This window comes from Rhizobium fabae, from assembly GCF_003985135.1.
Lineage (GTDB): Bacteria > Pseudomonadota > Alphaproteobacteria > Rhizobiales > Rhizobiaceae > Rhizobium > Rhizobium pisi.
In genome coordinates this window covers 248,586-271,052 of record NZ_ML133646.1, presented here as the reverse complement: position 1 = coordinate 271,052, position 22,467 = coordinate 248,586, and the positions used below count along the sequence as shown (strand labels likewise).

The window sequence follows — 22,467 nt, the reverse complement described above, 5'->3', positions numbered from 1 at the left end:
CAACTTCCCGCATTCCGGGCGCCGCATGCGCCCCGCCCCTTCTATCTATCCGAAGATACCAGGGAGGAAAACCTTTAGCCGCGGCGACATATTCACCTTTCCCGGCAAATTGCATCGGAAAGAGGGCGTCAACCGGGTGCCGACTTGTCCCAGAGCCAGGAGAAGAACAGCGATTCGCCGAGTTCCAGCATGGCGTCGACCGCCCGGCTGCTGAGCGAGCCCTCGTCTACCGCCTGCACCGTATAGAGCGGCACCTCCCTGAGCAGTCGGCTGCCGGCAAAGATCCTGAGCGTGCCCGCCTGGTAATCCGGCTTGACCGGCGCCGTCAGCGGCCAGTGATAGACGATGCGCGCCGACAGCCTGTCGGGATTGCTGATCGGAATATATACGCTGACGGGCGCCTTGGCGACGAGATCGACGGTGCGCGCCGTGCCGCCATAGACGCTGGCTGCGCCGATGACTTCCTTGTCAGCGAAAATCTGCCGGTTCTCGAATGCGGTCAGCCCCCATTCGAGCACGCGCTTGGCTTCCTCCGTCCGCTCCTTGTCGGAAGCGATGCCGGCAAGCGCCAGGAACAGTCGTCTGCCGTCGCGCTCAACCGAAGCGACGATCGAATAGCCCTCGCCTTCTGTGAAGCCGGTGGCAAGCCCGTCGGCGCCGAGATCGAAACCCAGCAGCGGATTCCTGTTTCGCTGGAGGATCTTGTTCCACTCGAATTCCGGCTGCTTGAAATAAGGATAGAGGTTCGGATAGGACTGCTGAAGGGCGGCGGCGAGCGTCACCATCTCCCGTGCCGTCACCTTGCTCCTGCTATCCGGCCCCTTGCCGTCGGGAAGTCCGGTGGAATTGCCGAATACCGCCTTCTCCATGCCGAGCTCCCGGGCGCGGCGCGTCATCGATTCGGCAAACTGCTGTTCGCTACCCGCCATGCCTTCGGCAAGCACGATGCAGGCATCATTGGCGCCCTGTATGGCGATCCCCTTGATCAAGTCCTCGGCGCGCACGCGCGATTTCAGGCTGGCAAACATCGTTGCCGTCCTCGACGGTGCGCCGCCTGTCCGCCAAGCATATTCGGAAACCGGATATTCGGTGTCGAGCGTGATCTGGCCCTTCGTCACCGCTTCGAAGACAAGATCCACAGTCATCAGCTTGGCGAGCGAAGCCGGCGAAAATCCCTGGTCCTCGTTCTTGGCGAGAAGCACGGTGCGGGTCGACGCCTCGATCATATAGGCCTGCGTCGCCTTGGTGGCGAAACCGACAGTGCCGCCATCGGCTGCGAGCGCGCCGGTGGCGAGCGGCATCAGGCACGCAAGAAGGCGAAGCATAGGCTTCAGCATCGCAATTCCCATCGAACGAGCGTCGTCTGTAAGGAGGTTAGAGCGAGAGGAAATCCGATGCAATTGCCATGCTCAGCGCGCGGCGGATTTTGCCTGCTGGCGCCTTGCCGAGGCAAGGATCGACTCCTGCGTCAGCCCGTCATTGCGCACCATCACCGCGTCGAAGGCGAGATCGACCGTCACCGTCCTCACCTCTTCGTTCTGGTAGCCGAGCGCAAGCGATCCCCCGCCATAGGGGCGCTCATAGGGCATGGGGCCGATTTCCGGCAGCACGACCATCTGGTCGAAGGCCTGCATGCCATTGCCTGCGGGCGCAGACGGCGCGACCAGGACATGGGCAGCCGGGGCGAGCGCGGGCGCTGCATTGTAGCGGGCGCTCGGCGTCGAACCGGCATAGGATGTCGCCGACATCGGCACCGGCACGTTGGCGGGCTGGGTCTCGTAGTCTTCCGCGCTCTGCAACTGGTCGCGGGTGATCTTGCGGCTGTTGGAGGCGACCATCACGCCGGTTGCGATCTGGCCTTCCGGATTGATCCCCGGAAGACGGCTGCCCTTCGGCGCGTAGGATGCCATCAGGTAAGGCATGTCATGGCCGTCCATGCGGGCGCGGCCGACATATTGCACACGTACCTTGCCGGTGCCGCTGTGCTGCAGATCCAGCATGTCGGCGGTCTTGTTGGAAAGATCGATGATGCGCCCTTCATGATAAGGACCGCGATCGTTGACGCGAACGACGATGGACGAACCGTTCTCGAGATTGGTGACGCGCGCATAGCTCGGCAGCGGGAAAGTCGGATGCGCGGCCGAAAGATGCATCTGGTCATAGACTTCGCCGTTCGCCGTCAGGCGCCCGTGAAAGGCAGAACCGTACCAGGAGGCGATCCCGACCTTGCTATAGGCGAAATCTTCCTTCGGGTAATACCACTTGCCCTTCACCTCGTAGGGGTTGCCGACCATGTAGCGGCCGCCGCCCTTGGGGATATTGTTGCCGGTGGCGACCCGCGGGCTCGCCTTCACGCCATATTCGGATTCGGAGAAATACTCTTTGCCGTGGGCTTTCTTCTTCGGCACCGCCTGTGTCGTGCCGCACGCTGCAACCGTCGCACACATCGCCGATATCGCCAGCCACCGCGCTGTCGTTGCGAATGACGCCGCCCCGTATTCCAGTTTCATGTGTCCCACGCCGCTCATATGGTTAAGGAACTTCGCCCGATAATGGATCAATAGCGCCTTATTCCCACCCGCCTAACGAGAGCTTAATCTTGCTGGCATCGTGGCAAATTTGCGAACGATTTCGCAGCGATAGCGACAATTCTAATGATTATGGTTTACAGATTGCTAACGCCAACCCCGCCGCCCTGCCCGCTCACCGCCGCAATGATGCCCGAAATCGTCGTGCCGAAGCGGGGCACATGGTAAGCGGCTGGCGGCGTCTGCATGCTCGAAAAGCTCCGGATTGGAGGCGCCAGCCGCGCCTAAAGGTTTCGTTCAGTGGTGGCCTGTCCGCACATTTGACACGCATGAGTTATTGAGGGCGGCGGCTTCGCAAGCCGTATTTCCCTTCGTGCGTGTGTTTTGTTGCTTGACTCAAGGTGAGGTGGAAAGTTTATTTGCGGCGTTCGGGGTGCGCCCGGCGTCCTTTCCACGCTCATCTTCAGGAGACGAGCCATGGCAAATCACAAACCAACAGTGCCTAGCGTATTGATCCACGACTACTCACCCATGGAAGCCATTGAAGGAAGCCTTCTCGACAACGCATCGGATCCGGATGGCGACCTGCTTCAGGTTCAGTTCGTCAACGGTGTGAGAATTCCCAACAAAGCAGGTGAGCCCGGATATCTTACCATTGAGGGCGAGCACGGAACGCTGACGATTTGGGGCGACGGCAGCTACAATTACGCGGTCGATGATCCGGCAAGTCTTGAGCCAGGAAAATCCTTCTCCGAGAAATTCTCGTTCAAGATCTCCGATGGAAAAGGCGGTACGGACGTCGCCGATTTCAACATCGCCGTCAACGCACCTCCGCAAGGACTGTATTCCATCGATTTCGAAAACGCCCCCAAAGAATATCCCGGGCAATCGGATATCGCTTCAGGTTATGCCGGCTTCAAATTTGGCGACAAGGTTGACGGCAATCTGTGGGCGGTCGCTGAATCCAGCGGCAACGAGTACGTCGTCAGCAATCCATACAATCCCTTTTTCGATCGCGTTGACGGCAAGCTCTTCACAATTGAGGGCGTCGACGTCGCGACCAATTTTGACGCGGGTTACGAAGGCGTCGATGCTCTTGTCACCTTCGAGGGCTACATCGATGGCAACAAGGTGAGCGAGATGGCTGTGATGGTCCATGGAGACACCATTGCCGATGGCCAGCATATTTCGTTGGAGGCGCTCGGAGCTGTCGACTTCATCCGCTTCGATATCGAGCCTGAAACAGAGCCCACAGGCTTTCCGCAGCTCGCCTTCGACAACTTCACCGTCCTGGTTTGACAATAGCCGAGAAGCGGCCACGTAAGCCGCTTCTCCAGCCCCTCATGGGCACCTGGCTCTCTCCAGGCAGCCGATTTATGCATCATCTATACGGCGATGAGTTGAACACCGCAGAACAAGTTGACGCTGCGATCAAAGCTGCTACAAAGCCCGCCTGTGAGTGAATGGGCAGCAATTCGGTAGCAACACCGATCCAAAAGAAACGCCGAAACGGAATTTCTTTGGGCTTCTCAATTGCCTGGAAGAGTGTCCGAGTGGTTTAAGGAACCGGTCTTGAAAACCGGCGTGCGGGAAACCGTACCGTGGGTTCGAATCCCACCTCTTCCGCCATTTACCATTTGTCCGACCCGCACTATGGCCGTCTGCCAATGGTTCAGCCCTCCAGCTGAGCGGTGGGCCATACGATGATCCACACCAGAGAAGATTATGAGGCCCGAGTTGCCGAGATTACCGGTGGCAGGGCGTACGTGTCTGCGCCCGGCGCCGATCAGCCTTGCTGGAATGACGGGTTGAAGCTCGTTCACGAGAGGAGCGAATATATCAGAGCGCCAATGGAACCCCAGAACACAAGCGGCGTAAGTATCATCGCCACGACGAAGATTTTGGTCACAGACAAAACTCCCAAACTCCAGCCATGGCGCAAAGATCTACGGCAGCGACCGACGCTTTGGTATGGGTCTGAAGTCCGGGATGGATCGGACCTTGGTCTCGGTTGTGCTGGCGCGGAAACCATCGCTGACAACTACCCGGGGTCGGGTGCTCGGCGGCGCCTGTAAGTTTGGGCCGCGATGGCAAGCGCGGCGGCAATCAGCGCTGCTGCGACGGCGAAAGTGGTCCGCATACCTGATGCAACGGCTTCAGGACGCGCCATGGCGACGTCCGACGCCGCCGAGGCAAGCGCGAATATCGCTCCCATGACGGAAGTGCCGGTGATCAGCCCGAGGTTGCGCGACAGGTTGAGCATGCCCGAAATGACGCCTCGCTGCTCCGGACGGACGTCCATCATGACGGTCGTATTGTTGGCGGCCTGGAACAGTTGATAGCCCGGTGTCAGGATGGCGATGGCAGCGATGTAGCCGGCAATCCCGGAAAACACGGTGAGAGCGATGGAGCCGGCTGCCATGGCCGCGAGCCCGGCGATAATCACGAATGGTGCGCCCAGACGGTCGACCAGGCGGCCGGCGGGCACACCGCTCAGGGTGGAAATGACAGGGCCGATCGACATGACGATTCCGACGAGCGCTTGGTCAAGCCCGAGCGCTCGGGAAAGGTAGAATGGGGCGACCACCAGCGTTGCCATCATCACCGTCGAAACGAGCGCATTCATGGCCAGGCTGGCGCTCATCACCGGATTGCGGAACGCCGCCAATCGAATCAGCGGTGAAGCCGTTCTCGCCTCGATGAACACGAAGAAACCGGTGCCAAGCGCGGCGGCCAGCAACAGAGCCACATTCAGCGGACCAAACCTGCCATGCCCGATCGTCATCGCCAGCGCATAGGCCGAGAGCGTCAGGGCAAGCAGCAAGGTGCCCGCAATGTCGAAGCCCGCCCGATCTGATTTCCCTCTGCTGCTATCGGCAGGCAGATGGCGATAGGCGAGAGCGAAGGTCAGCACGCCGAGCGGCGCGTTGACGAGGAAGATGGCCGGCCAGCCGAATCCTGTGATCAGAACGCCACCGAGCGACGGACCGAGAGCGGTGCCTATCGCCGACGTCGTTCCGAGCAGCCCCATGGCGCTGCCGATCCTCGCCCTCGGCACGGTCTCGCCGACGAAGGCCATGGTGAGAGCCATCATGATCGCCGCGCCCAGGCCCTGCAGGGCGCGCGCCGCAATCAGCGTCGATAGGGTCGGCGCGAGGCCGCACAGGATGGAAGCCAGCGTGAAGAGCAGGATGCCGATGAGCAAAGCCGTCTGCGGCCGGTCGTGTCGCCGAGCCGTCCGACGCTGACGATCAGGATGGTAATCGTGAGGAGATAGGCCAGCACGATCCATTGGACGTCCTGGAAAGCGGCATCGAACGCTTTCGCCAAGGACGGCAGGGCAACATTGGCGATGCTGGTGCCGAGCGACGGCAGCAGCATGGATAAGGAAAGGCTGGCAAGCGCCCATCGGACGGAGGGTGTCCGTTCAGCGTTTGCCTCGCCTCCTTCCGCAACGATTGGTTTCATCGTGAACTCCGTTTTCTCGCGGCTTCCTGGATGGAGCCGCCGAAAACCTAGTCCTCGGCCTGATATGGCGGAAGACGCACTATTTGCACTTCATTTATGCGTTTGACGCCACATCGCGATTAAACCATGTTATGACCGACTGATGTCGACACCCGATCTCAACCTGCTTGTCACCCTCGATGTGTTGCTTACGGAAGGCAGCGTTGCGCGCGCGGCCCGAAGATTGCGGCTCAGCCCGTCAGCGATGAGCCGGGCGCTGGCGCGACTGCGCGAAACGACCGGCGATCCGCTGTTGGTCCGGGCCGGGCGCGGCCTTGTCCCCACGCCGCGGGCGCTCGAACTGCGTGAGCAGGTTGGGCGGATCGTCGAGGATGCACAAGCGGTCCTGCGACCTGCCAAGGCGCTCGACCTTGACCGTTTGGTCCGAACCTTTACGCTGCGCACCAGCGAAGGCTTCGTCGAAAACTTCGGACCCCAACTCATCGAACGCCTGCACAGGCAAGCGCCCGGCGTGCGGCTGCGCTTCATGCAGAAACCGGACAAGGACAGCGCCCCGTTGCGCGACGGCACTGTCGACCTGGAAACCGGGGTCGTCGACAAGGCGACCGGGCCGGAGGTGCGGACGCAGGCCCTGTTCCGCGACCGTTTCATCGGCGTCGTGCGGATGGGGCATCCGCTTTGTCAGGGCGAGATGACGCCGTCCCGTTATACGGCCGGTCGGCACATCTCCGTGTCGCGACGCGGGCGCGACAAAGGATTGATCGACGATGCTCTTGCTGTGCTCGGGCTGGAACGGCAGATCGTCACGATCGTCGGCGGCTTTTCGACCGCACTGGCTCTCGCCCGCGCTTCAGACCTGATCGCCAGCGTTCCGGAACGGCACACCGAAGCCTTGCGGGTGGGAATGCACAGTTTCCTCCTGCCCGTCTCCACGCCTGACATCACGGTTTCATTGCTCTGGCATCCGAGGATGGATGCCGATCCCGCGCATCGCTGGCTGCGTGCGTGTGTTCGGGACGCCTGCGCGGCGATCGGCTGAAGGGAGCGGTGGTTTGCGCCAAGGCAGCAATGCTTCGCCTATCCCGATTTCTTGTCATATAAGCACGTTCGAAAGATTGCTATTGTATCTTCACCGATCGACGGCAGAGGCATTCAATCCAAGGAGGATACGATGCACATCATCTGGGACTTTCTGACGATTCTGCTGACCATCGGCTCGCTCTATGGCGGTCGCGAATATAGAATCATCCGCGCCCGTGCCCGCGCCCAGAACTGGGGCAATTTTTGACGTGATTCCGACGACCGTTGCCCAGGCGACCTCGGTCGTGGTTACGTTGAACGACGTAGGGTCATGCGCTTGAAGAAGTGCTTTACTCGCTAAAAGACGGCTTCTGTCCGTCATTCTCTCTGTTAGTCCAGGCCCGCCTTACCCCAGGCGGGCCCTTTTTGTTGAAGCAAGCGACGCCCGCTGTGCAAAACGGCGGTCATGCCGTCGCCAGACTACTTCTTGGCACCGGCTGAAAGCACCCGATGTGTCGCATTGTCCAATGCGTGGCTTGTTTCCTGCCCATCCTTCTTCAGGCCGCGCGCGGTGTTGCCGCAACCGGAAAGCGTGAGCAGGCAGATGCAGGCAAGGGCGATGGCAGCTTTTGGCATCAAATGTTTCCCCGATTGAATCGCGATCCGGGAAGAATGGTGCAATCCCCGCCAAAATCAATCCGCTAGCAGCCGGCGGGCACGGCCGATGATGGCCGGCATCACTTTCTGATCGCACCCGCTGGGTTTAACGCCGATCAAAACTCCGTTCCAGGCGGTGTGCAGATCTGCCGTCATCGACCGGTGTTTTGATTGCAATAACTGCGGACCGGTCAGTATTGATCGCTGACATCTGTGCCATGAAGACGAAGTATATCAGCTGCCGAATAGATGTTACCGTTCTATCAGGAGTTGGAATTACTTCATCCTTATATTATTGTTCAATAGTTATCAGAAGAAAACTTGCGGGAGGCAGTAGTTTAAATTTTAATTAAATTTCACACTTAACCATCCGTTAATAATAATCTTGCGAAGCGTCTATATCAGCTTATGCTTTACTCAAAACGGGGGAGAAAAAGATGTTTAGCAAGAGCCTGATCATGCCTTTCGGCTTCGCGACACTTGCGATCGCCGGTCTTCTGTTTCAAATCGCCGTTCATGCGCTGGAAACGCCGGTCACGCAGCTACATCCGTGAACGCTGTTTAAGTTCCTCTGGGAGTGGAACTTTCTTTCGTTTCGTGCATTCATTCGAGTCGTTTTGTCAGGAGGGAAAACACCATGGAAAACGCAGGCGTGGGTTGGATTGCGGCCATCATCATCGGCGGTATCGCCGGATGGCTGGCGGAAAAGGTCATGAGCAGCAATATGGGCCTGCTCATGAACATATTGCTCGGCATCGTCGGCGCCATCGTCGCCAATTGGATCCTGGGTCTTTTGCACATTCAGCCGCTGGCCGGCTGGCTGGGTTATCTGATCACCGGTTTCGTCGGCGCCTGCATTCTGATCGCAATCGGCCGCGTCATCCGCCGCTGACCCGGTCGCGACAGCCGTTAGCGCACATAATATTTGAAAGCCGGGCGCTCATGGCGTCCGGCCTTTCCTTGCCCAAACTCCATTTTCAGCGGCGGCTCAGCAGGCCGAAAAGATAAGCGACACCTGCCGTCACCGCGAGCGCCATGAGCGGTTCTTCGCGAACCTTGTCGCGCAGCCGTTCCGTCATCAGCGAAGCCTCGTCGCTCACCACGGACTTTGCCCCTTGCCCCAGCGCCCGTACGCTGTCGGTCAGCCTGGAGAGGTCTTCGCGCAGCGCCGCGACCTGCGCCGACAGATCGTCTGCTGCGATATCGGCCTTGACGCGCGCAGCGGTGGATTCGGCGGAAGCGGTTTTCAATTCTGCCATGGTCTGCTCCTATTTCCTGGGATGCCGCTTCAACGAAATGACCGCCGGAAAGGTTCCGCCGCAGCCGATCTTTTGTTGCCCGTCAGGGCCGCGCGCGCCGCCCGCCGCTCCACGCAGCTTTTCGCGCGACAAACCCTTCATTTCCTGTCGGGTTTGTTCTAAGGAACGTCGAATGTCTGCCCGCGTGCGGGTCAATGATACTGCGAGGTTTGCGTTTCTATGTTCCATCTTCTGAGAAGAGCCGCTCAGACCTGGGTCGCCAAGCTGCTGATGCTTCTGCTGGTCGCCTCCTTCGGCATCTGGGGCGTTTCCCGCTCGCTGATAACGGGCGGCAACAGCACCACGGTCGTGGCCGTCGGCGATCAGCATGTGGACGTCAACGAATTCCACCTCGCCTATCAGCGCCAGGTGGCAAGCCTCAGCCAGCAGTTCGGCACTCGCCTCACCCCCGAGCAGGCCCGCGCCTTCGGCGTCGAGCAGCAGGTGCTCTCCCAGCTCGTTGCCGGCGCCTCGCTCGACCAGCTCGCCGAAGACATGAATCTCGGCCTCTCCGAGGATCGCCTTGCCCAGCTGATCGGCGACGATCCGGCCTTCAAGGCCGTCAACGGCAAGTTCGACCGCGAGCTCTTCATCTCGCGCCTGCGCAACGCCGGCATCCGCCAGGACGACTATATCAAGGAGCGCAGCAAGGTCGCCGTCCGCAGCCAGATCGTCGATGCCGTCTCCAACGGCTTCACAGCGCCGAAGACGCTGGTCGATGCCCTGAAGCTCTATGGCAACGAAAGCCGCAGCGTCGACTATCTGCTGCTCACCGCCGCCAATATCGAGCCGATCAAGGCGCCGGCCGACGACGTGCTGGCGACGTGGTTCGAAGGTGTCAAACAGCGCTACCGCGCACCGGAATACCGTAAGCTCATCTATCTCAAGCTGCAGCCCGTCGATATCGCCGATGCCGCGACTGTCAGCGACGACCAGATCCGTGAGGCGTTCGACAAGGGCAAGGATGCCTATCGCACGCCGGAAAGCCGCACCATCGAGCAGTTGACCTTCGCCAGCAAGGATCTTGCCACTGCCGCCCAAACGGCGCTGAAGAGCGGCACCAGCTTCGACCAGCTAGTTTCCGACCAGGGCAAGACGGCAAGCGACGTGCTGCTTGGCGAATTCACCAAGGACAAGGTTCCCGACCAGGCTGTTGCCGAAGCCGCCTTCGCGGTTGCGACCGATGGCGGCACGACGCCCGTTGTCGATGGTTCCTTCGGTCCGGTCATCCTGCGCGTCACCCATATCAAGCGGGAGACGATGAAGAATTTCGACGAGGTGAAGGACGATATCCGCAAGCAGCTGGCGCTCGCCAATGCCTCTCAGGAAGTGATCAATGTTCATGACCGCATCGAGGACCTGCGCGCCGGCGGCGCCACGCTCGAGGATATCGCCAACCAGCTGAAGCTCAAGGCTGTGACCGTCGATGCCGTCGATATGACCGGCGCCGGCAAGGACGGCAACGAGATCAAGGATATTCCGATCAAGCAGCAATTGCTCGGCGAAGCCTTCAAGACCGAGGTCGGCGTCGATGCGCCGCCGCTGCCGATGGGCAATGACGGTTATGTCTGGTTCAACGTCCGCGAAATCACGCCGGATCGCGATCGTCCGGTTGCCGAGGTGCGCGAAAAGGCCGTCGAGGACTGGACGGCGGAACAGCAGAAGGCGGCACTCGCCAAGAAGGCTGAAGAATTGAAGGCCGAAGCCGCGAAGGGCACCGCACTTGCCGATATCGCAGCGCCGCTCGGCATCGCTGTTGAAAGCAAGAGCGGTTTCACCCGTTCCACCGACGATCCGGTCCTCGGCCGTGGCGGTATCGGTGCCGCTTTCTCCGGACCTACCGATACGGTGGCGAGCGCTGTCGGCGCCGATCCCTCGACGCAGATCCTGCTGAAGGTCACCGAGGTCAACGCTGAGCCGACCGGCGACGTGCTGAACAACCGCGATGCCCAGATCACCGCCATGGCCAATGCCGCCGGCGATGATATTCTCGATCAGATGGTCAACCTGCTGCAGACGCAGTACGGCGCGCAGATCAACCAGACGCTCGCCGAGAAGGCGACGGTCCGCTAGGAGGCTTGAACCGCATGACCGATCTGAAGCCGCTTCTGGCCAAGGCAGCAAGCCGCGAGCCCCTGACCCGTGACGAGGCCCGCCAGGCCTTCGATATCCTGATGTCCGGCCAGGCAACGCCTTCGCAGATCGGCGGCTTCCTGATGGCACTGCGTGTTCGCGGCGAGACGGTCGACGAGATCGTCGGCGCTGTTACCACGATGCGCTCCAAGATGCTGCGGGTAGAAGCCCCCGCCGACGCGATCGATATCGTCGGCACCGGCGGCGATGCCAGCGGCACCTACAATATTTCGACATTGGCGGCCCTGATTGTCGCCGGTGCCGGCGTTCCGGTCGCCAAGCACGGTAACCGGGCACTCAGTTCGAAATCCGGTGCCGCCGATAGCCTTGCCGCCCTCGGCGTCAATCTCGAGGTCACTCCCGAAATGATCTCGCGCTGCATTGCCGAGGCCGGTGTCGGCTTCATGTTCGCGCAGCAGCATCATTCGGCCATGCGCCATGTCGGCCCCACCCGTGTCGAGCTTGGCACACGCACCATCTTCAACCTGCTTGGACCGCTCTCGAATCCGGCTGGCGTCAAGCGCCAGCTCCTCGGTGTCTTTGCACCGCAATGGGTCGTGCCGCTTGCCGAAGTCATGCGCGATCTCGGCTCCGAAAGCGTCTGGGTTGTTCACGGTGACGGCCTCGACGAAATCACCACGACCGGCAAGACCAGTGTCGCTGCACTCGAGAACGGTCAGATCCGTACTTTCGAGCTTTCACCTGATGACTTCGGCATAGCACCCTGCATGCTCGCCGATATCAAGGGCGGCGATGGCACCGTCAATGCCGCAGCACTCCGCAATGTGCTTGCCGGTGCCAAGAACGCCTATCGCGATATCGCGCTCGCCAATGCCGCCGCTTCGCTCGTTATTGCAGGCAAAGCCGGGACGATCCGCGACGGAATGAAGCTCGCCACGGAGTCACTGGATAGCGGCGCCACGGCCTCTGCCCTCGACAAACTGATCGCCGTATCCAACGATATCGACTAGGATCGCCTCATGACCGATATCCTGAAGAAGATCGAAGCCTACAAGCGTGAGGAAATCGCGGCCGCCAAGGCGAAGACCTCGCTTGCGGATCTGAGGGCCATGCAGGCCGGCCAGTCGGCGCCGCGCGGTTTCCACAAGGCGCTCGTCGCCAAGCGCGATGCCGGCCAGCTCGGCCTCATCGCCGAGATCAAGAAGGCAAGCCCGTCCAAAGGTCTGATCCGGCCGGATTTCGATCCGCCAGCACTTGCAAAAGCATATGAAGCCGGTGGCGCTGCCTGCCTTTCGGTTCTCACCGACACGCCGAGCTTCCAGGGTGCACCGGAATTCCTGACGGCAGCGCGCGCTGCCTGCGCCCTGCCCGCGCTGCGCAAGGATTTCATGTTCGAGACCTATCAGGTCCATGAGGCGCGCGCCTGGGGCGGCGACTGCATTCTACTCATCATGGCCTCGCTGAGCGATGACGATGCTGAGCGCCTTCAGGACGAGGCTTTCTCGCTCGGGATGGACGTGCTGGTCGAAGTTCATGACGCGCCGGAAATGGAACGCGCGCTGAAGCTTTCCTCGCCGCTCGTCGGCATCAACAATCGCAATCTGCGTACCTTCGAGGTCAGCCTAACGGTCAGCGAGACGCTGGCATCAATGGTGCCTGATGATCGGCTGCTGGTCGGCGAAAGCGGCATCTTCACCAATGCGGATTGCAAGCGCCTACAGGCTGTCGACATCAACACCTTCCTCGTCGGCGAAAGCCTGATGCGCAAGGACGACGTAACGGCCGCCACCCGCTCGCTGCTCTTCGGCGAAGCCGCCATCGCGGCCGAATGATATGAGCGGCGGAAAGCCCGGCCTCACCCATATCGACGCCTCCGGCGAGGCGCATATGGTCGATGTCTCCGACAAGGCAGAGACGGTGCGCATTGCAACAGCCGAGGGCCATGTAAAGATGGCACCGGAAACGCTCGCTCTCATCCGGCAAGGCAATGCCAAGAAGGGCGATGTGATCGGCACGGCCCGTCTTGCCGGCATCATGGCGGCAAAACGCACCGCCGATCTCATCCCGCTCTGCCATCCGCTGATGCTGACGAAGGTCGCGGTCGAGATCGAGGAAGACGCCGCCCTGCCCGGACTGCGCGTGAGAGCGACTGCCAAGCTCACCGGCAAGACCGGCGTGGAGATGGAGGCGCTGACCGCGGTCTCGGTCGCTTGTCTCACGATCTACGACATGGCCAAGGCCGCTGATAAGGCAATGGAGATCAGTGGCGTCAGGCTGCTCGAAAAATCCGGCGGCAAATCTGGTGATTTCAGTCGCCCGGAGGCGAAATGAACCTTCTACCGGTCGCCGAGGCCTTGAGCCGCTTGCTCTCGCGTGCAAACCCCGTCGCAGCATCCGAAACGCTGCCGCTCGCCGAGGCCGAAGGTCGCGTCCTGGCCGTCGATCTCAAGGCTGGCCTGACCCAGCCGCCTTTCAATGCATCCGCCATGGATGGCTATGCGCTGCGCTGCGAAGACGCGCCGGAGCCAGGCGCCGTGCTGAAGGTTATCGGCACCTCCGCCGCCGGCCACGGCTTCGGGGGACGCGTCGGCAAGGGCGAGGCTGTCCGCATCTTCACGGGCGCACCTGTCCCGCCAGGTGCCGATAGCGTCCTCTTGCAGGAGGATGCCGAAAAGACCGACGGCGGCATCAAAACGAATTTCCCTGTACGGCAGGGCCAGCATGTGCGTCCCCGCGGCCAGGATTTCGTCGAACGCGAAGCCGTGCTGTCCGCGGGCACCGTGCTCGATTTCTCCCGACTGACGGTCGCCGCCGGCATGAACCGGCCTGATGTCGAAGTGCTGCGCCGTCCGCTGATCGCCATCCTCGCAACCGGCGACGAATTGCTGCCGCCCGGAAGCACGCCCGGCCCTTCGCAGATCATTGCGTCGAACACGTTCGGCGTTGCAGCCCTTGCCCGCCGGGCCGGTGCCGACGTGCTCGATCTCGGCATCGTGCCTGACGATAAGGCCAGGATTACCGCGGCAATCGACAAGGCGCGGGACGCCAAGGTCGATGTCATCGTTACGCTGGGCGGCGCTTCGGTTGGCGATCATGATTTGGTGCAGGCCACGCTGATCGAGGCCGGCATGCAGCTCGATTTCTGGCGCATCGCCATGCGCCCCGGCAAACCGCTGATGGTCGGCAGCTTCGGGGAGACGCATGTGCTCGGGCTGCCCGGCAACCCAGTCTCGAGCCTCGTCTGCTCGCTGCTCTTCCTGGAGCCGCTGATCCGCAAGCTCGCCTGCCTGCCGCCGGTGCGGCGCGAAGCAATGGTGGAGGCGACCGTCACACTACGCGCCAACGACCACCGGCAGGACTATATCAGGGCCAGGCTTTCGAAATCCGCTGCCGGCGGCTGGCTGGTCGAACCCTTCGACAAGCAGGATTCGTCGATGATGAAGACCTTTGCCCGTTCGGACTGCCTCATCATCCGCCCGCCGCATGCGCCGGAACTGCCGGCCGGAGCGCCCTGCCCGGTCATGCTGCTGCGGCCTGACCTTCTGGTATAGCTTCCGCCTCAACGGTTTCAGGAAAGCGTGAACACGCCGGCCTGGGCCGCCCCGCCGCCTGCGCCGAAATCCGCAACCGCATGGGTGGCGATTCGCCTGAGCTCTCCCTGCGGAAGATAAGCGCGCTCGGGATCGCCGATCAGCACCTCGATGCTGGCGGCCTGGCAACGCCGGAGGAAGCCCATCACCCGCACGGCAAGGGCGGGATCGTAGAACAGGTCGCCGACGACGAGCAGATCAGTTTCTGGTGGGGAGGCCTCGGTGATATCGGCGGCGACGGCTGCAATGTTCACGCTATTGATCGCCGCGTTCAGGCCGATCGCAGCGATGGCATTGGCATCGATGTCGATTGCCGCCACGGCCATTGCTCCGGCCTTCGCCGCCGCGATGGCGACGAGCCCGGAGCCAGCGCCCAGATCGAGGACACGTCGACCAGCCGCCGTCTCCGGCCGATCGAGCAGGTGACGGGCGAGCACGGCGCCGCCGGCCCAAGGATAGGCCCAGTAGGGCGCCGGATCGGCTTGTCTGCGGCCGGCAAGCCGCCAGAGACCGCTCGCTGGCCCCGCCTGATGAAGCAGGATTTCAGGGATGGAGGGAACGGGCGATATCTGCAGGTTGGCCTTGATGAAGGCGGCCGGATCGGGTTGCGGCATGACGGGGCGGTTCATCGTCGTCTGAAGCCCGATGGTTCAGTAGTTCTTCATGGCGAGGTGCGGGTGACGGCGACGATATGGTGGGCGGTGAGATCGTCGCTATCGAATTCTTCGGCTTCGGGAACCTTCTGCTCATGTACGAAGACTGCCCGCCTTAGCCGGAAGGCCTCGTTGCAGAGTGTACTGAAAACCGGAACGCTGAGTATCGCCGTCTCCACCATCACCTTCGCTCCCCGCTGAATACATCACGCCAAGCTCCCCACTCGCCGCGGCAGAGAGGTGCCGGCGAAATCAGGCCGGCTTCTTCTTCGAAAACTTGGCCTTCGGCCCGGCGCCGCCTTTGCCTTCTCTTTTGGGGCCCTCGAATTTCGGCTTGTCGTATTTTGGCTTGTCGGGTTTCGGACCTTCGAAGCCGGGCTTGCCCGATTTCTTGCTCCAGGGCTTGCTGTCCCGCTTTTCCTGGCTGCCACTATCGGCTGCGGCATATCCGCCGCCCGGACCCTTGCCGAACTTGTTCTTCGGCCGCTCGCTGCGGAACGAATCGTCCGGCCGCTCGTCACGGGACGCCTTGCCGGCATAAGGTTTCGGCGATGACGCCCGGCTGAAATCCGGCGTGCCGGAAAGCCGGGTCACGCGGATGCCGCGTTCCAGTGTCTTGTTCGGACCGAGGGCCTCCTGGAAGCTTTCCGCGCTTGCTGCGGCGATCTCCACATAGGTTTCCTCGGGCTGCATCTTGATCGCGCCGATCTCGCGCTTCGTGACGTTGCCGTTGCGGCAGAGCATGGGGATCAGCCAGCGCGGCTCGGCATTCTGCTTGCGCCCGACCGAGACGGAGAACCAGACGCTGGCGCCGAAATCTTCGCGCGGTCCCTTCTGTGCCGGCTCGTAGGGCTCAGCATTGTCGCGGCGCTTGCGGCTGCGGTCTTCGTAGACGGCAACCTCGATAAGGTCCTCCGGCGCCGAATGATTGGTGCGATAAAGGCGCAGGAAAGCGGCCGCGAGTTTGTCGGCGCCGTGGCTGGCGAGAAGCTGCTGCACCAGCCCCTGCTCTTCCTCCTGCGGCGCTTCGTAGAAGATCGGATCGGCGAGCAGCCGCTCGTCGTCCCGCTCGCTCACCTCTTCGGCCGACGGCGGCCGCGCCCAGGCAGCCGAAATTCCGGCATTCTCCAGCAGGCGCTCCGCCTTGCGCCGTGCATTCAGCGGCACGATCATGGCGCTGATGCCTTTGCGCCCGGCACGGCCGGTGCGGCCGCTGCGGTGCAGCAGCGTTTCCGGATTGGTCGGCAGGTCGGCATGGATGACGAGATCGAGGCCCGGAAGGTCGATGCCGCGGGCGGCGACGTCGGTCGCGATGCAGACGCGGGCGCGGCCATCGCGCATCGCCTGCAGCGCGTGGCTGCGTTCGTTCTGCGTCAGCTCGCCGGAAAGCGCCACCACAGCGAAATTGCGGTTGTTGAACCGCGCGGTCAGATGATTGACGGCAGCGCGTGTCGAACAGAAGACGATGGCGTTGGTCGCCTCGTAATAGCGCAACACGTTGATGATCGCGTTTTCGCGGTCGCTCGGGGCCACCATGAGCGCACGATATTCGATATCGACATGCTGCTTTTCCTCAGCCTGTGTGCTGATGCGCACGGCATCGCGCTGATAGCTCTTGGCGAGCTTGGCAATGGCGGTCGGCACTGTCGCCGAAAACATCAATGTGCGGCGTTCATCCGGCGCCGAATCGAGAATGAATTCCAGATCTTCACGGAAGCCGAGATCGAGCATCTCGTCGGCCTCGTCGAGCACGGCGGCCTTCAATTCCGACATGTCGAGCGCCTTGCGGCGAATATGGTCGCAGAGACGGCCGGGCGTGCCGACGACGATATGGGCGCCGCGTTCGAGCGAGCGGCGCTCGCTGCGGATATCCATGCCGCCGACGCAGCTGGCGATCACTGCACCGGTCATCTCATAGAGCCATTCGAGCTCGCGCTTCACTTGTAGCGCAAGCTCGCGCGTCGGGGCGATGACGATGGCAAGCGGTGCGCCGGCATTGCCGAAGCGCTCCCTGCCCTCGAGCAGCGTCGGCGCCAGCGCTAGTCCGAAAGCAACGGTCTTGCCGGAGCCTGTCTGGGCCGAGACCAGCGCGTCGGAAGCGGCAAGCGCCGGGTCGAGCATCGCCTTCTGCACCGGGGTGAGTTCGGCGTAACCGCGCTTCTGCAACGCCTTGGCGATCGCCGGAACGACGCCGTTGAATTCTGTCATGAGTTCGATCTTTCGGAGCTGTCAGGCGCGTGTTGCGCCATGGCCGGAGCTTGCCGGCGGGGTATTTGCGCCGTTCCTAGCCGCTCCCGCGGCGATTGTCAAAGCGTGTGGCTTCGCCACAGCCAGGCGTCGATGCGGCTTGCCCGGCCGCGCAGCGCCGTGTCCAATGGCCCCTCCATCCGGCCGGACTGCATGACAACGCTGTCAGGGCCTGCGGCACGGACGATTTCGGCGCTGAGCGCGAGCTCGACACCATGGCGGGCGGCCACCTCCATTAGGCGGCTGCCGACATTGATGGTGTCGCCCGCCGCGGTGATCTGCTGCCGGTCGCCGGTGCCGAGCCGCGAGGCGACGATCGGGCCGCAATGGGCGCCGACCTTGAAGCCGATCTTCTTTTGGGCGAAGCCGGCATGCACCCTGAGCCAGGCCCGGGTGCGGTCGCACAGGCCGACCGCGCAGGCAGCCGCGCGAGCGGCATCGTCCTCGGCCGGCTCCGGCAGGCCGAACAGGATCATCGCCCCGTCGCCCATGAAGCTGGTGATGGCGCCGCCATGGGCGCGCGCCTCTTCGTCTATCAGTTCGAAGAAGCCGCTGAGCACCTCGCTCACCTTGACCGGTCCGAGATTTTCGCTGAGGCCGGTGAAGCCGGAGAGATCGATGAAGACGACGGCGGCGTTCTGGCGCACGGGCTTGGCCAGGAAATTCGGATCGCGCGCCAGCCACTCCCCTAGGCCAGGCGCCTCGATGCGCTGCAGCAGCGCGCTCTGCTCCGCGTAATGGCGGGCGCGGCCGCGGTCGAGCCAGAGTTCGGCCGCGCCGACGATCAGCGCCGGCGGCAGCGCGGCTGCGATCGGCAGCGCCGCACTCAGCCAGTAGCCATGCGCATAGGCCGACAGGTTGATCATCGCCCAGACGATCAGCATAAGCACGATGATGAGGTAGCCGACGGCGCTCCGTCGCCAGGCGATCAGCGAAACGAGCACAAGCGGCAGGCCGACGGCGGTCCCGGCATCGATCAGCCTTATCCTGTGGTCGCGCACCATGCCGTCGCCCGCAATGAGATGAGTAATCGCCGTCGACATTACCTCGACGCCGGGCATCACCGGATCGAACGGGGTCGGGAAGACGTCGCCGCCGCCGGTGACCGTCGAACCGATGACGACGACGCGGCCAGCGACGGCATCCGCCGAAAGCTTGCCATCCAGTGCGTCGGCGGCGCTGAAGGTGGCGATGCTGCCGCGTCCGCCGTAGAAGGTCACCGGCAGGCGCTGGCCGACATCTGTCGGAACGCGCAGACTTCCGAGCATGATGGCATTGGATTCGATCGTCGGATCGACGCCGAGCGCGACCGAGGCGGCGCGCAGCGGAAAAGCCGGATCCAGCCTGTCCGCGGCGCGCGAGATCAGTGGAATGAAGCGCGGCGTGCCGGTCTGATCGGTGGCGACATTGACGATGCCGACCGCGGCCGCCTCGGCAAAGCGGGGAAGCGGCAACAAAAGCTGGTTTGCCTCGGGGATGGCGGCAAGCAGATCGTCCGCCGCGTCGGTGACCCGCTGCCGGCTCTGCGCAAAGGTGGCCGCGGCCGCGATCACGCTCGGCCCCCGGTGAAGGGCTGCGACAAGCGCCGCGTCGCCCTCTTCCGGCCCGGGATCGACGAGCAGAATGTCGAGCGCCAGCGCCTTCGGCTTCAGGGCGGTGATCGCATTGACGAGGCGCGCGAGTGTCGCCCGATCCAGCGGATATCCGTGAGCCGCCGCCGTGCGGTCGTCAATCGCGACGATCGAGACGACGGGAGGCGGCGCCTTCGCTCCGATGATGGCGCTACGGATATCGGCGAGCGAAGCTTCCATCCGGTCGAGGAGGCCGCTGCCGGCATTGAAATTGATGTAGCCGAGCGCGGCGCCCCAGAGACCGGCGAGCAGCAGCGCGATCACGGTCTGCAAGCGATGGTTCATGATATTTATTGGCCGAGGCGGGCAAGAAGGGCGGCGGCACGCGGCGCCGGCCAGCGGCGCACGACGAGCGGCTCCGTTCCGCTGCCGACATCGACACCCTCGCCTGGCGACAACACCACCGGCTTACCCGTCGGCCGACGGACCCCGACGCTGCCTCTGACGACCAGCACCGAGGTCTTGCCGCTTGCGACATCGACGGCCCATTGCGTGCCACGCACGGCGGCGATCGCCTGCGGCGTCACGACCTGGAAGCTGCCCGCGTGCTGGCTGCTATCGACATCGACGAGGACAGCCTTGCTGCGCAGCGACAGGGAATCGGGGCTGCCATCACCGTTGCGGTCGGTGAGGCGGAAGGAAGCGCCGGCCTCTGCCGTCACCTTGACGCCGCCCGGACACGTGAGCACTTGGCGAGCGCTGGCATCGCGCGACACCGCGCAGCCGGCAGACTGAGCAAAGGCCGCCGCATGTGAAAACAGGCCGACACCAAGTGTGGCGACAAGCAGACTGCGAAGCATAGTGTGCATGGAAAGCCCCTTTGACCGTGCGGAACAGCTTTTAAGAGAGTGCCCGCCAACCGTCTTCTTCCATTTGGAGCATGATAGCCGAATTCGGATGTTTCCCTATGCGAAAAAAGCAAAGCGATGCCAAGCCTCAGCGGCCGGTAACGGCTTCCGGGGCGGGTCCGGCATAACGCGCCCGCGGCCGGATCAGTTGGCCGCTCTCGATCTGCTCCATCGCATGCGCCAGCCAGCCGGCGGAACGGGCAAGCGAAAAGACGATGATCGGCGCCTCTCGTGGGAGATCGAAGGCGGCAGCCATCGCCGCCAGCGCGAAATCGACGTTGACCTTGTCGCCGACGATCTCCTCGCCAATTTCCCGGACTTCGGCAAATTGCGGCGGCAGAGGAAAGTGCGAAAGCAGCGCCAGAGCCCTGACATCGCCTTCGGGATAGAGCGGATGGCCGAAGGCCGACAGGTGGTTGCCCTGGGCAAGCGTGCGGCGGATTGCCTGCTCCGCTCCGAAGCCGGAAGCGGCCTCGATCAAGGCATCGATGCCTTGCCAGGCGGCGCCATGCAGCGGCCCTGTCAGCGTCGCGAGGCCGGAAAGCACGGCCGCCGAAAGGGCGGCACCCGCTGATGCCGTGACGCGCGCCGCAAAGGTCGAGGCATTGAGTTCGTGGTCGGCAAGCAGCACCAGCGCGCGACGCAGGCAATCGGCTGCATCCGGCCGCTGCCAGCTGGCCGCAAGCCTCAGATGCAACAGCTCACCCGCAAGTCCGGGCGCCAACGCATCGGCGACGGTGGAGAGAACCCCGTGGGCCTCGCGCCGAAGTGCCGCCTGCGATCGGCCGAGCGACGGCAGATCTGATGTCAGCCGCCCTGCAAGCGCGAGAAAAGCAGCCTGAAGCGATGGAGAGGCATGTCCGGCTCCCGTGCCGGAAGAGAGTGTTTCCGCGCTATTCCAGAGCAACGCTGCCGTCTGCTCCAGCGTCGCAGCTTCAGCAAAGGTGGCTGCATCCCGTCCGCGATAGAACAGGCGTCCGCCGATGATGGTCGAGATCGCCGAAGTGAGAACCGGGTCGCCCCATCGAATCGTCTCAGCTGCAACTGTTTCAGCCTTGCGGCGACCGGCATGACGCTCGGCCAATCGCTGCACGTCGGCGGCCTGGTAGAGACTGCGGCGTGGATCGGCGGGATCGGGCTTGGCCCGGATGCGTCCACGGCTGACATTGGCGTAGAGCGTCTGCGGCTTGGTCTTCAGCGCTTGCAGCGCCTCCTCGGCGGTCAGCCACGACATCGGTGCCTCATATTGATCAATTGCATCAAGATTGACGTCAATGACGCTAGGTCAGATCATCCGTGTCGTAAAGGAGAAAACCTATGAAAAACGGCTTGGAAGATGTCATTGCCGCCGAAACGCAGCTTTCGGATGTCGATGGCGAAGCAGGGCGACTGATCATCCGCGGCGTATCGCTGGATCATCTGGTCGCAAACAGCAGCTATGAAGGCGTCGCTGCATTGTTGCTTGACGGGTTGATGGAACGAAGTGTCGGCGAAGCACAATTGCGTGACTGGCTGGCGAAAGCGCGAATTGGGGTATTTGACCATGTCAGGGCCGCCGACGCCTCCCTGCTCGCTTTACCGCCGGTCGATGCAATGCGGGCGCTGATCGCCCGGCTGCCGGACGGCGAGGATTTCGACACCGTGCTCAACCTTCTGGCAGCGCCCGCCGTCTTCCTGCCGGCGGTTTTGCGACTGCAGCGCAGTCAGAAACCGATCGCGCCGGACGCCTCGCTGCCACAGGCGGCCGATATCCTGCGCATGCTGACCGGCAAATCGCCGACCTGGGAACAGTCGGCCGCACTCGACGCCTATCTCGTGACGATATCGGATCATGGCCTCAACGCATCGACCTTTGCTTCCCGCGTCATCGCCTCGACGCAGGCAGGCCTTACCTCTTCCGTGCTGGCGGCGCTGAGCGCGCTGAAGGGACCGCTACACGGTGGTGCGCCTGGTCCCGTGCTCGACATGCTGGATGCGATCGGAACGGCGGAGAATGCTTACCCGTGGCTCGGCGGCGCGCTCGACCGCGGCGAGCGGCTGATGGGTTTCGGCCACCGCATCTACCGCGTCCGCGATCCGCGTGCCGATGCGCTAAAGGGCGCTCTGAAGCCGTTGATGGTGTCAGGACAGGTGAACCGCGCCCGCGGTGAACTTGCCGAGGCGGTGGAGGCCGCTGCCTTGGCGATCCTGAAAGCGCGCAAGCCGAACCGGCCGCTCGACGTCAATGTCGAATTCTACACCGCGCTGCTGCTCGAAGCGCTCGGCTTTCCACGTCAGGCCTTCACCGGCGCCTTCGCGATCGGCCGTACCGTGGGATGGTTGGCGCATGCACGTGAGCAGGCGCTCGACGGCCGGCTGATCCGCCCGCGTTCAGTCTATACGGGACCGTTGCCGGCCGCTGCCTGATGGTCGAATTCGGCGGCGGGCATGTCC

18 protein-coding genes, 1 tRNA gene and 2 pseudogenes are annotated in these 22,467 nt (G+C 62.8%); 10 read left to right on the top strand and 11 right to left on the bottom strand.

The features are described 5' to 3' along the window. Positions 1-128 precede the first annotated feature (128 nt). Positions 129-1,337, bottom strand: a complete 1,209-nt coding sequence (locus EFB14_RS04410; protein WP_126823046.1) for a D-alanyl-D-alanine carboxypeptidase family protein — start codon at positions 1,335-1,337, stop codon at positions 129-131. 72 nt (positions 1,338-1,409) lie between these two features. Further along, positions 1,410-2,510 carry a septal ring lytic transglycosylase RlpA family protein gene (locus tag EFB14_RS04405; RefSeq protein ID WP_126823044.1) on the bottom strand — a complete coding sequence of 367 codons (1,101 nt, stop codon included), beginning with the start codon at positions 2,508-2,510 and terminating at the stop codon, positions 1,410-1,412. Between the two features lie 495 nt (positions 2,511-3,005). Between EFB14_RS04405 and EFB14_RS04400 the strand changes: the two genes are divergently transcribed. Beyond that, positions 3,006-3,827, top strand: a complete 822-nt coding sequence (locus EFB14_RS04400) for an Ig-like domain-containing protein (RefSeq protein WP_126823042.1) — start codon at positions 3,006-3,008, stop codon at positions 3,825-3,827. A 240-nt stretch (positions 3,828-4,067) separates the two neighbouring features. Then, positions 4,068-4,157 (top strand) — tRNA-Ser (locus EFB14_RS04395). Positions 4,158-4,569: 412 nt separating this feature from the next. Here the strand turns inward: EFB14_RS04395 and EFB14_RS04390 are convergent. After that, a pseudogene (locus EFB14_RS04390) lies at positions 4,570-5,996 on the bottom strand (MFS transporter). Positions 5,997-6,138: 142 nt separating this feature from the next. Between EFB14_RS04390 and EFB14_RS04385 the strand changes: the two are divergent. Beyond that, complete coding sequence (locus EFB14_RS04385) at positions 6,139-7,035, top strand: LysR family transcriptional regulator (protein WP_126823040.1); 897 nt, start codon at positions 6,139-6,141, stop codon at positions 7,033-7,035. 461 nt (positions 7,036-7,496) lie between these two features. On the opposite strand, the gene EFB14_RS04380 is transcribed toward EFB14_RS04385, so the two are convergent. After that, a complete protein-coding gene (locus tag EFB14_RS04380; RefSeq protein ID WP_008526318.1) occupies positions 7,497-7,652 on the bottom strand; it encodes a hypothetical protein in 156 nt (51 codons plus the stop codon). Between the two features lie 658 nt (positions 7,653-8,310). Here EFB14_RS04380 and EFB14_RS04375 point away from each other — a divergent pair. Next, a complete protein-coding gene (locus tag EFB14_RS04375; protein ID WP_126823038.1) occupies positions 8,311-8,565 on the top strand; it encodes a GlsB/YeaQ/YmgE family stress response membrane protein in 255 nt (84 codons plus the stop codon). 85 nt (positions 8,566-8,650) lie between these two features. Here the strand turns inward: EFB14_RS04375 and EFB14_RS04370 are convergent, their stop codons facing one another. Beyond that, complete coding sequence (locus EFB14_RS04370) at positions 8,651-8,932, bottom strand: hypothetical protein (RefSeq protein ID WP_125845628.1); 282 nt, start codon at positions 8,930-8,932, stop codon at positions 8,651-8,653. 219 nt (positions 8,933-9,151) lie between these two features. On the opposite strand from EFB14_RS04370, the gene EFB14_RS04365 reads away from it, so the two are divergent. From EFB14_RS04365 to EFB14_RS04345, 5 genes are read left to right on the top strand one after another with little or no spacing between them, the layout of a single operon-like run. Further along, entirely contained in the window at positions 9,152-11,044 is a 1,893-nt protein-coding gene (locus EFB14_RS04365) for a peptidylprolyl isomerase (protein ID WP_126823036.1), read from the top strand. A gap of 14 nt (positions 11,045-11,058) precedes the next feature. Beyond that, the gene (gene trpD / locus EFB14_RS04360; protein WP_126823034.1) at positions 11,059-12,075 is read left to right on the top strand and encodes an anthranilate phosphoribosyltransferase; all 1,017 of its coding nucleotides are present in this window, start codon (positions 11,059-11,061) and stop codon (positions 12,073-12,075) included. A 9-nt stretch (positions 12,076-12,084) separates the two neighbouring features. Continuing rightward, positions 12,085-12,897: an indole-3-glycerol phosphate synthase TrpC gene (gene trpC / locus EFB14_RS04355; protein ID WP_126823032.1), complete on the top strand. Its 813-nt coding sequence runs from the start codon at positions 12,085-12,087 to the stop codon at positions 12,895-12,897. Between the two features lies 1 nt (position 12,898). Further along, the gene (gene moaC, locus EFB14_RS04350; RefSeq protein ID WP_125845632.1) at positions 12,899-13,396 is read left to right on the top strand and encodes a cyclic pyranopterin monophosphate synthase MoaC; all 498 of its coding nucleotides are present in this window, start codon (positions 12,899-12,901) and stop codon (positions 13,394-13,396) included. Then, positions 13,393-14,616 carry a molybdopterin molybdotransferase MoeA gene (locus tag EFB14_RS04345; protein ID WP_126823030.1) on the top strand — a complete coding sequence of 408 codons (1,224 nt, stop codon included), beginning with the start codon at positions 13,393-13,395 and terminating at the stop codon, positions 14,614-14,616. Before moaC ends, EFB14_RS04345 begins: the two co-directional genes overlap by 4 nt. Positions 14,617-14,633: 17 nt before the next feature. Here the strand turns inward: EFB14_RS04345 and EFB14_RS04340 are convergent, their stop codons facing one another. From EFB14_RS04340 to EFB14_RS04315, 6 genes and pseudogenes are all read right to left on the bottom strand, one after another. Then, positions 14,634-15,284, bottom strand: coding sequence for a class I SAM-dependent methyltransferase (locus EFB14_RS04340; protein WP_126823028.1), 651 nt, complete (start codon positions 15,282-15,284; stop codon positions 14,634-14,636). A gap of 47 nt (positions 15,285-15,331) precedes the next feature. Beyond that, positions 15,332-15,493: pseudogene (locus EFB14_RS04335) on the bottom strand (GNAT family N-acetyltransferase); the annotation flags it as partial. Positions 15,494-15,560: 67 nt separating this feature from the next. Continuing rightward, positions 15,561-17,516: a DEAD/DEAH box helicase gene (locus tag EFB14_RS04330; protein WP_126823026.1), complete on the bottom strand. Its 1,956-nt coding sequence runs from the start codon at positions 17,514-17,516 to the stop codon at positions 15,561-15,563. 98 nt (positions 17,517-17,614) lie between these two features. Next, complete coding sequence (locus EFB14_RS04325; protein WP_126823024.1) at positions 17,615-19,471, bottom strand: CHASE2 domain-containing protein; 1,857 nt, start codon at positions 19,469-19,471, stop codon at positions 17,615-17,617. A gap of 5 nt (positions 19,472-19,476) precedes the next feature. Then, positions 19,477-19,995 (bottom strand): FecR domain-containing protein, encoded by a 519-nt coding sequence (locus tag EFB14_RS04320; protein WP_126823022.1) that lies wholly within the window; start codon positions 19,993-19,995, stop codon positions 19,477-19,479. Between the two features lie 127 nt (positions 19,996-20,122). After that, positions 20,123-21,268 (bottom strand): citrate synthase, encoded by a 1,146-nt coding sequence (locus tag EFB14_RS04315; protein ID WP_126823020.1) that lies wholly within the window; start codon positions 21,266-21,268, stop codon positions 20,123-20,125. Positions 21,269-21,351: 83 nt separating this feature from the next. On the opposite strand from EFB14_RS04315, the gene EFB14_RS04310 reads away from it, so the two are divergent. After that, a complete protein-coding gene (locus tag EFB14_RS04310) occupies positions 21,352-22,440 on the top strand; it encodes a citrate synthase/methylcitrate synthase (RefSeq protein WP_126823018.1) in 1,089 nt (362 codons plus the stop codon). Positions 22,441-22,467 lie beyond the last annotated feature (27 nt).

Excerpts from the sequence above, each read along its gene's own strand:
- EFB14_RS04410 (WP_126823046.1), bottom strand. The coding sequence starts at position 1,337 with ATGCTGAAGCCTATGCTTCGCCTTCTTGCGTGCCTGATGCCGCTCGCC.
- EFB14_RS04405 (WP_126823044.1), bottom strand. The coding sequence starts at position 2,510 with ATGAAACTGGAATACGGGGCGGCGTCATTCGCAACGACAGCGCGGTGG.
- EFB14_RS04400 (WP_126823042.1), top strand. The coding sequence starts at position 3,006 with ATGGCAAATCACAAACCAACAGTGCCTAGCGTATTGATCCACGACTAC.
- EFB14_RS04385 (WP_126823040.1), top strand. The coding sequence starts at position 6,139 with ATGTCGACACCCGATCTCAACCTGCTTGTCACCCTCGATGTGTTGCTT.
- EFB14_RS04380 (WP_008526318.1), bottom strand. The coding sequence starts at position 7,652 with ATGCCAAAAGCTGCCATCGCCCTTGCCTGCATCTGCCTGCTCACGCTT.
- EFB14_RS04375 (WP_126823038.1), top strand. The coding sequence starts at position 8,311 with ATGGAAAACGCAGGCGTGGGTTGGATTGCGGCCATCATCATCGGCGGT.
- EFB14_RS04370 (WP_125845628.1), bottom strand. The coding sequence starts at position 8,932 with ATGGCAGAATTGAAAACCGCTTCCGCCGAATCCACCGCTGCGCGCGTC.
- EFB14_RS04365 (WP_126823036.1), top strand. The coding sequence starts at position 9,152 with ATGTTCCATCTTCTGAGAAGAGCCGCTCAGACCTGGGTCGCCAAGCTG.
- trpD (WP_126823034.1), top strand. The coding sequence starts at position 11,059 with ATGACCGATCTGAAGCCGCTTCTGGCCAAGGCAGCAAGCCGCGAGCCC.
- trpC (WP_126823032.1), top strand. The coding sequence starts at position 12,085 with ATGACCGATATCCTGAAGAAGATCGAAGCCTACAAGCGTGAGGAAATC.
- moaC (WP_125845632.1), top strand. The coding sequence starts at position 12,899 with ATGAGCGGCGGAAAGCCCGGCCTCACCCATATCGACGCCTCCGGCGAG.
- EFB14_RS04345 (WP_126823030.1), top strand. The coding sequence starts at position 13,393 with ATGAACCTTCTACCGGTCGCCGAGGCCTTGAGCCGCTTGCTCTCGCGT.
- EFB14_RS04340 (WP_126823028.1), bottom strand. The coding sequence starts at position 15,284 with ATGAACCGCCCCGTCATGCCGCAACCCGATCCGGCCGCCTTCATCAAG.
- EFB14_RS04330 (WP_126823026.1), bottom strand. The coding sequence starts at position 17,516 with ATGACAGAATTCAACGGCGTCGTTCCGGCGATCGCCAAGGCGTTGCAG.
- EFB14_RS04325 (WP_126823024.1), bottom strand. The coding sequence starts at position 19,471 with ATGAACCATCGCTTGCAGACCGTGATCGCGCTGCTGCTCGCCGGTCTC.
- EFB14_RS04320 (WP_126823022.1), bottom strand. The coding sequence starts at position 19,995 with ATGCACACTATGCTTCGCAGTCTGCTTGTCGCCACACTTGGTGTCGGC.
- EFB14_RS04315 (WP_126823020.1), bottom strand. The coding sequence starts at position 21,268 with ATGTCGTGGCTGACCGCCGAGGAGGCGCTGCAAGCGCTGAAGACCAAG.
- EFB14_RS04310 (WP_126823018.1), top strand. The coding sequence starts at position 21,352 with ATGAAAAACGGCTTGGAAGATGTCATTGCCGCCGAAACGCAGCTTTCG.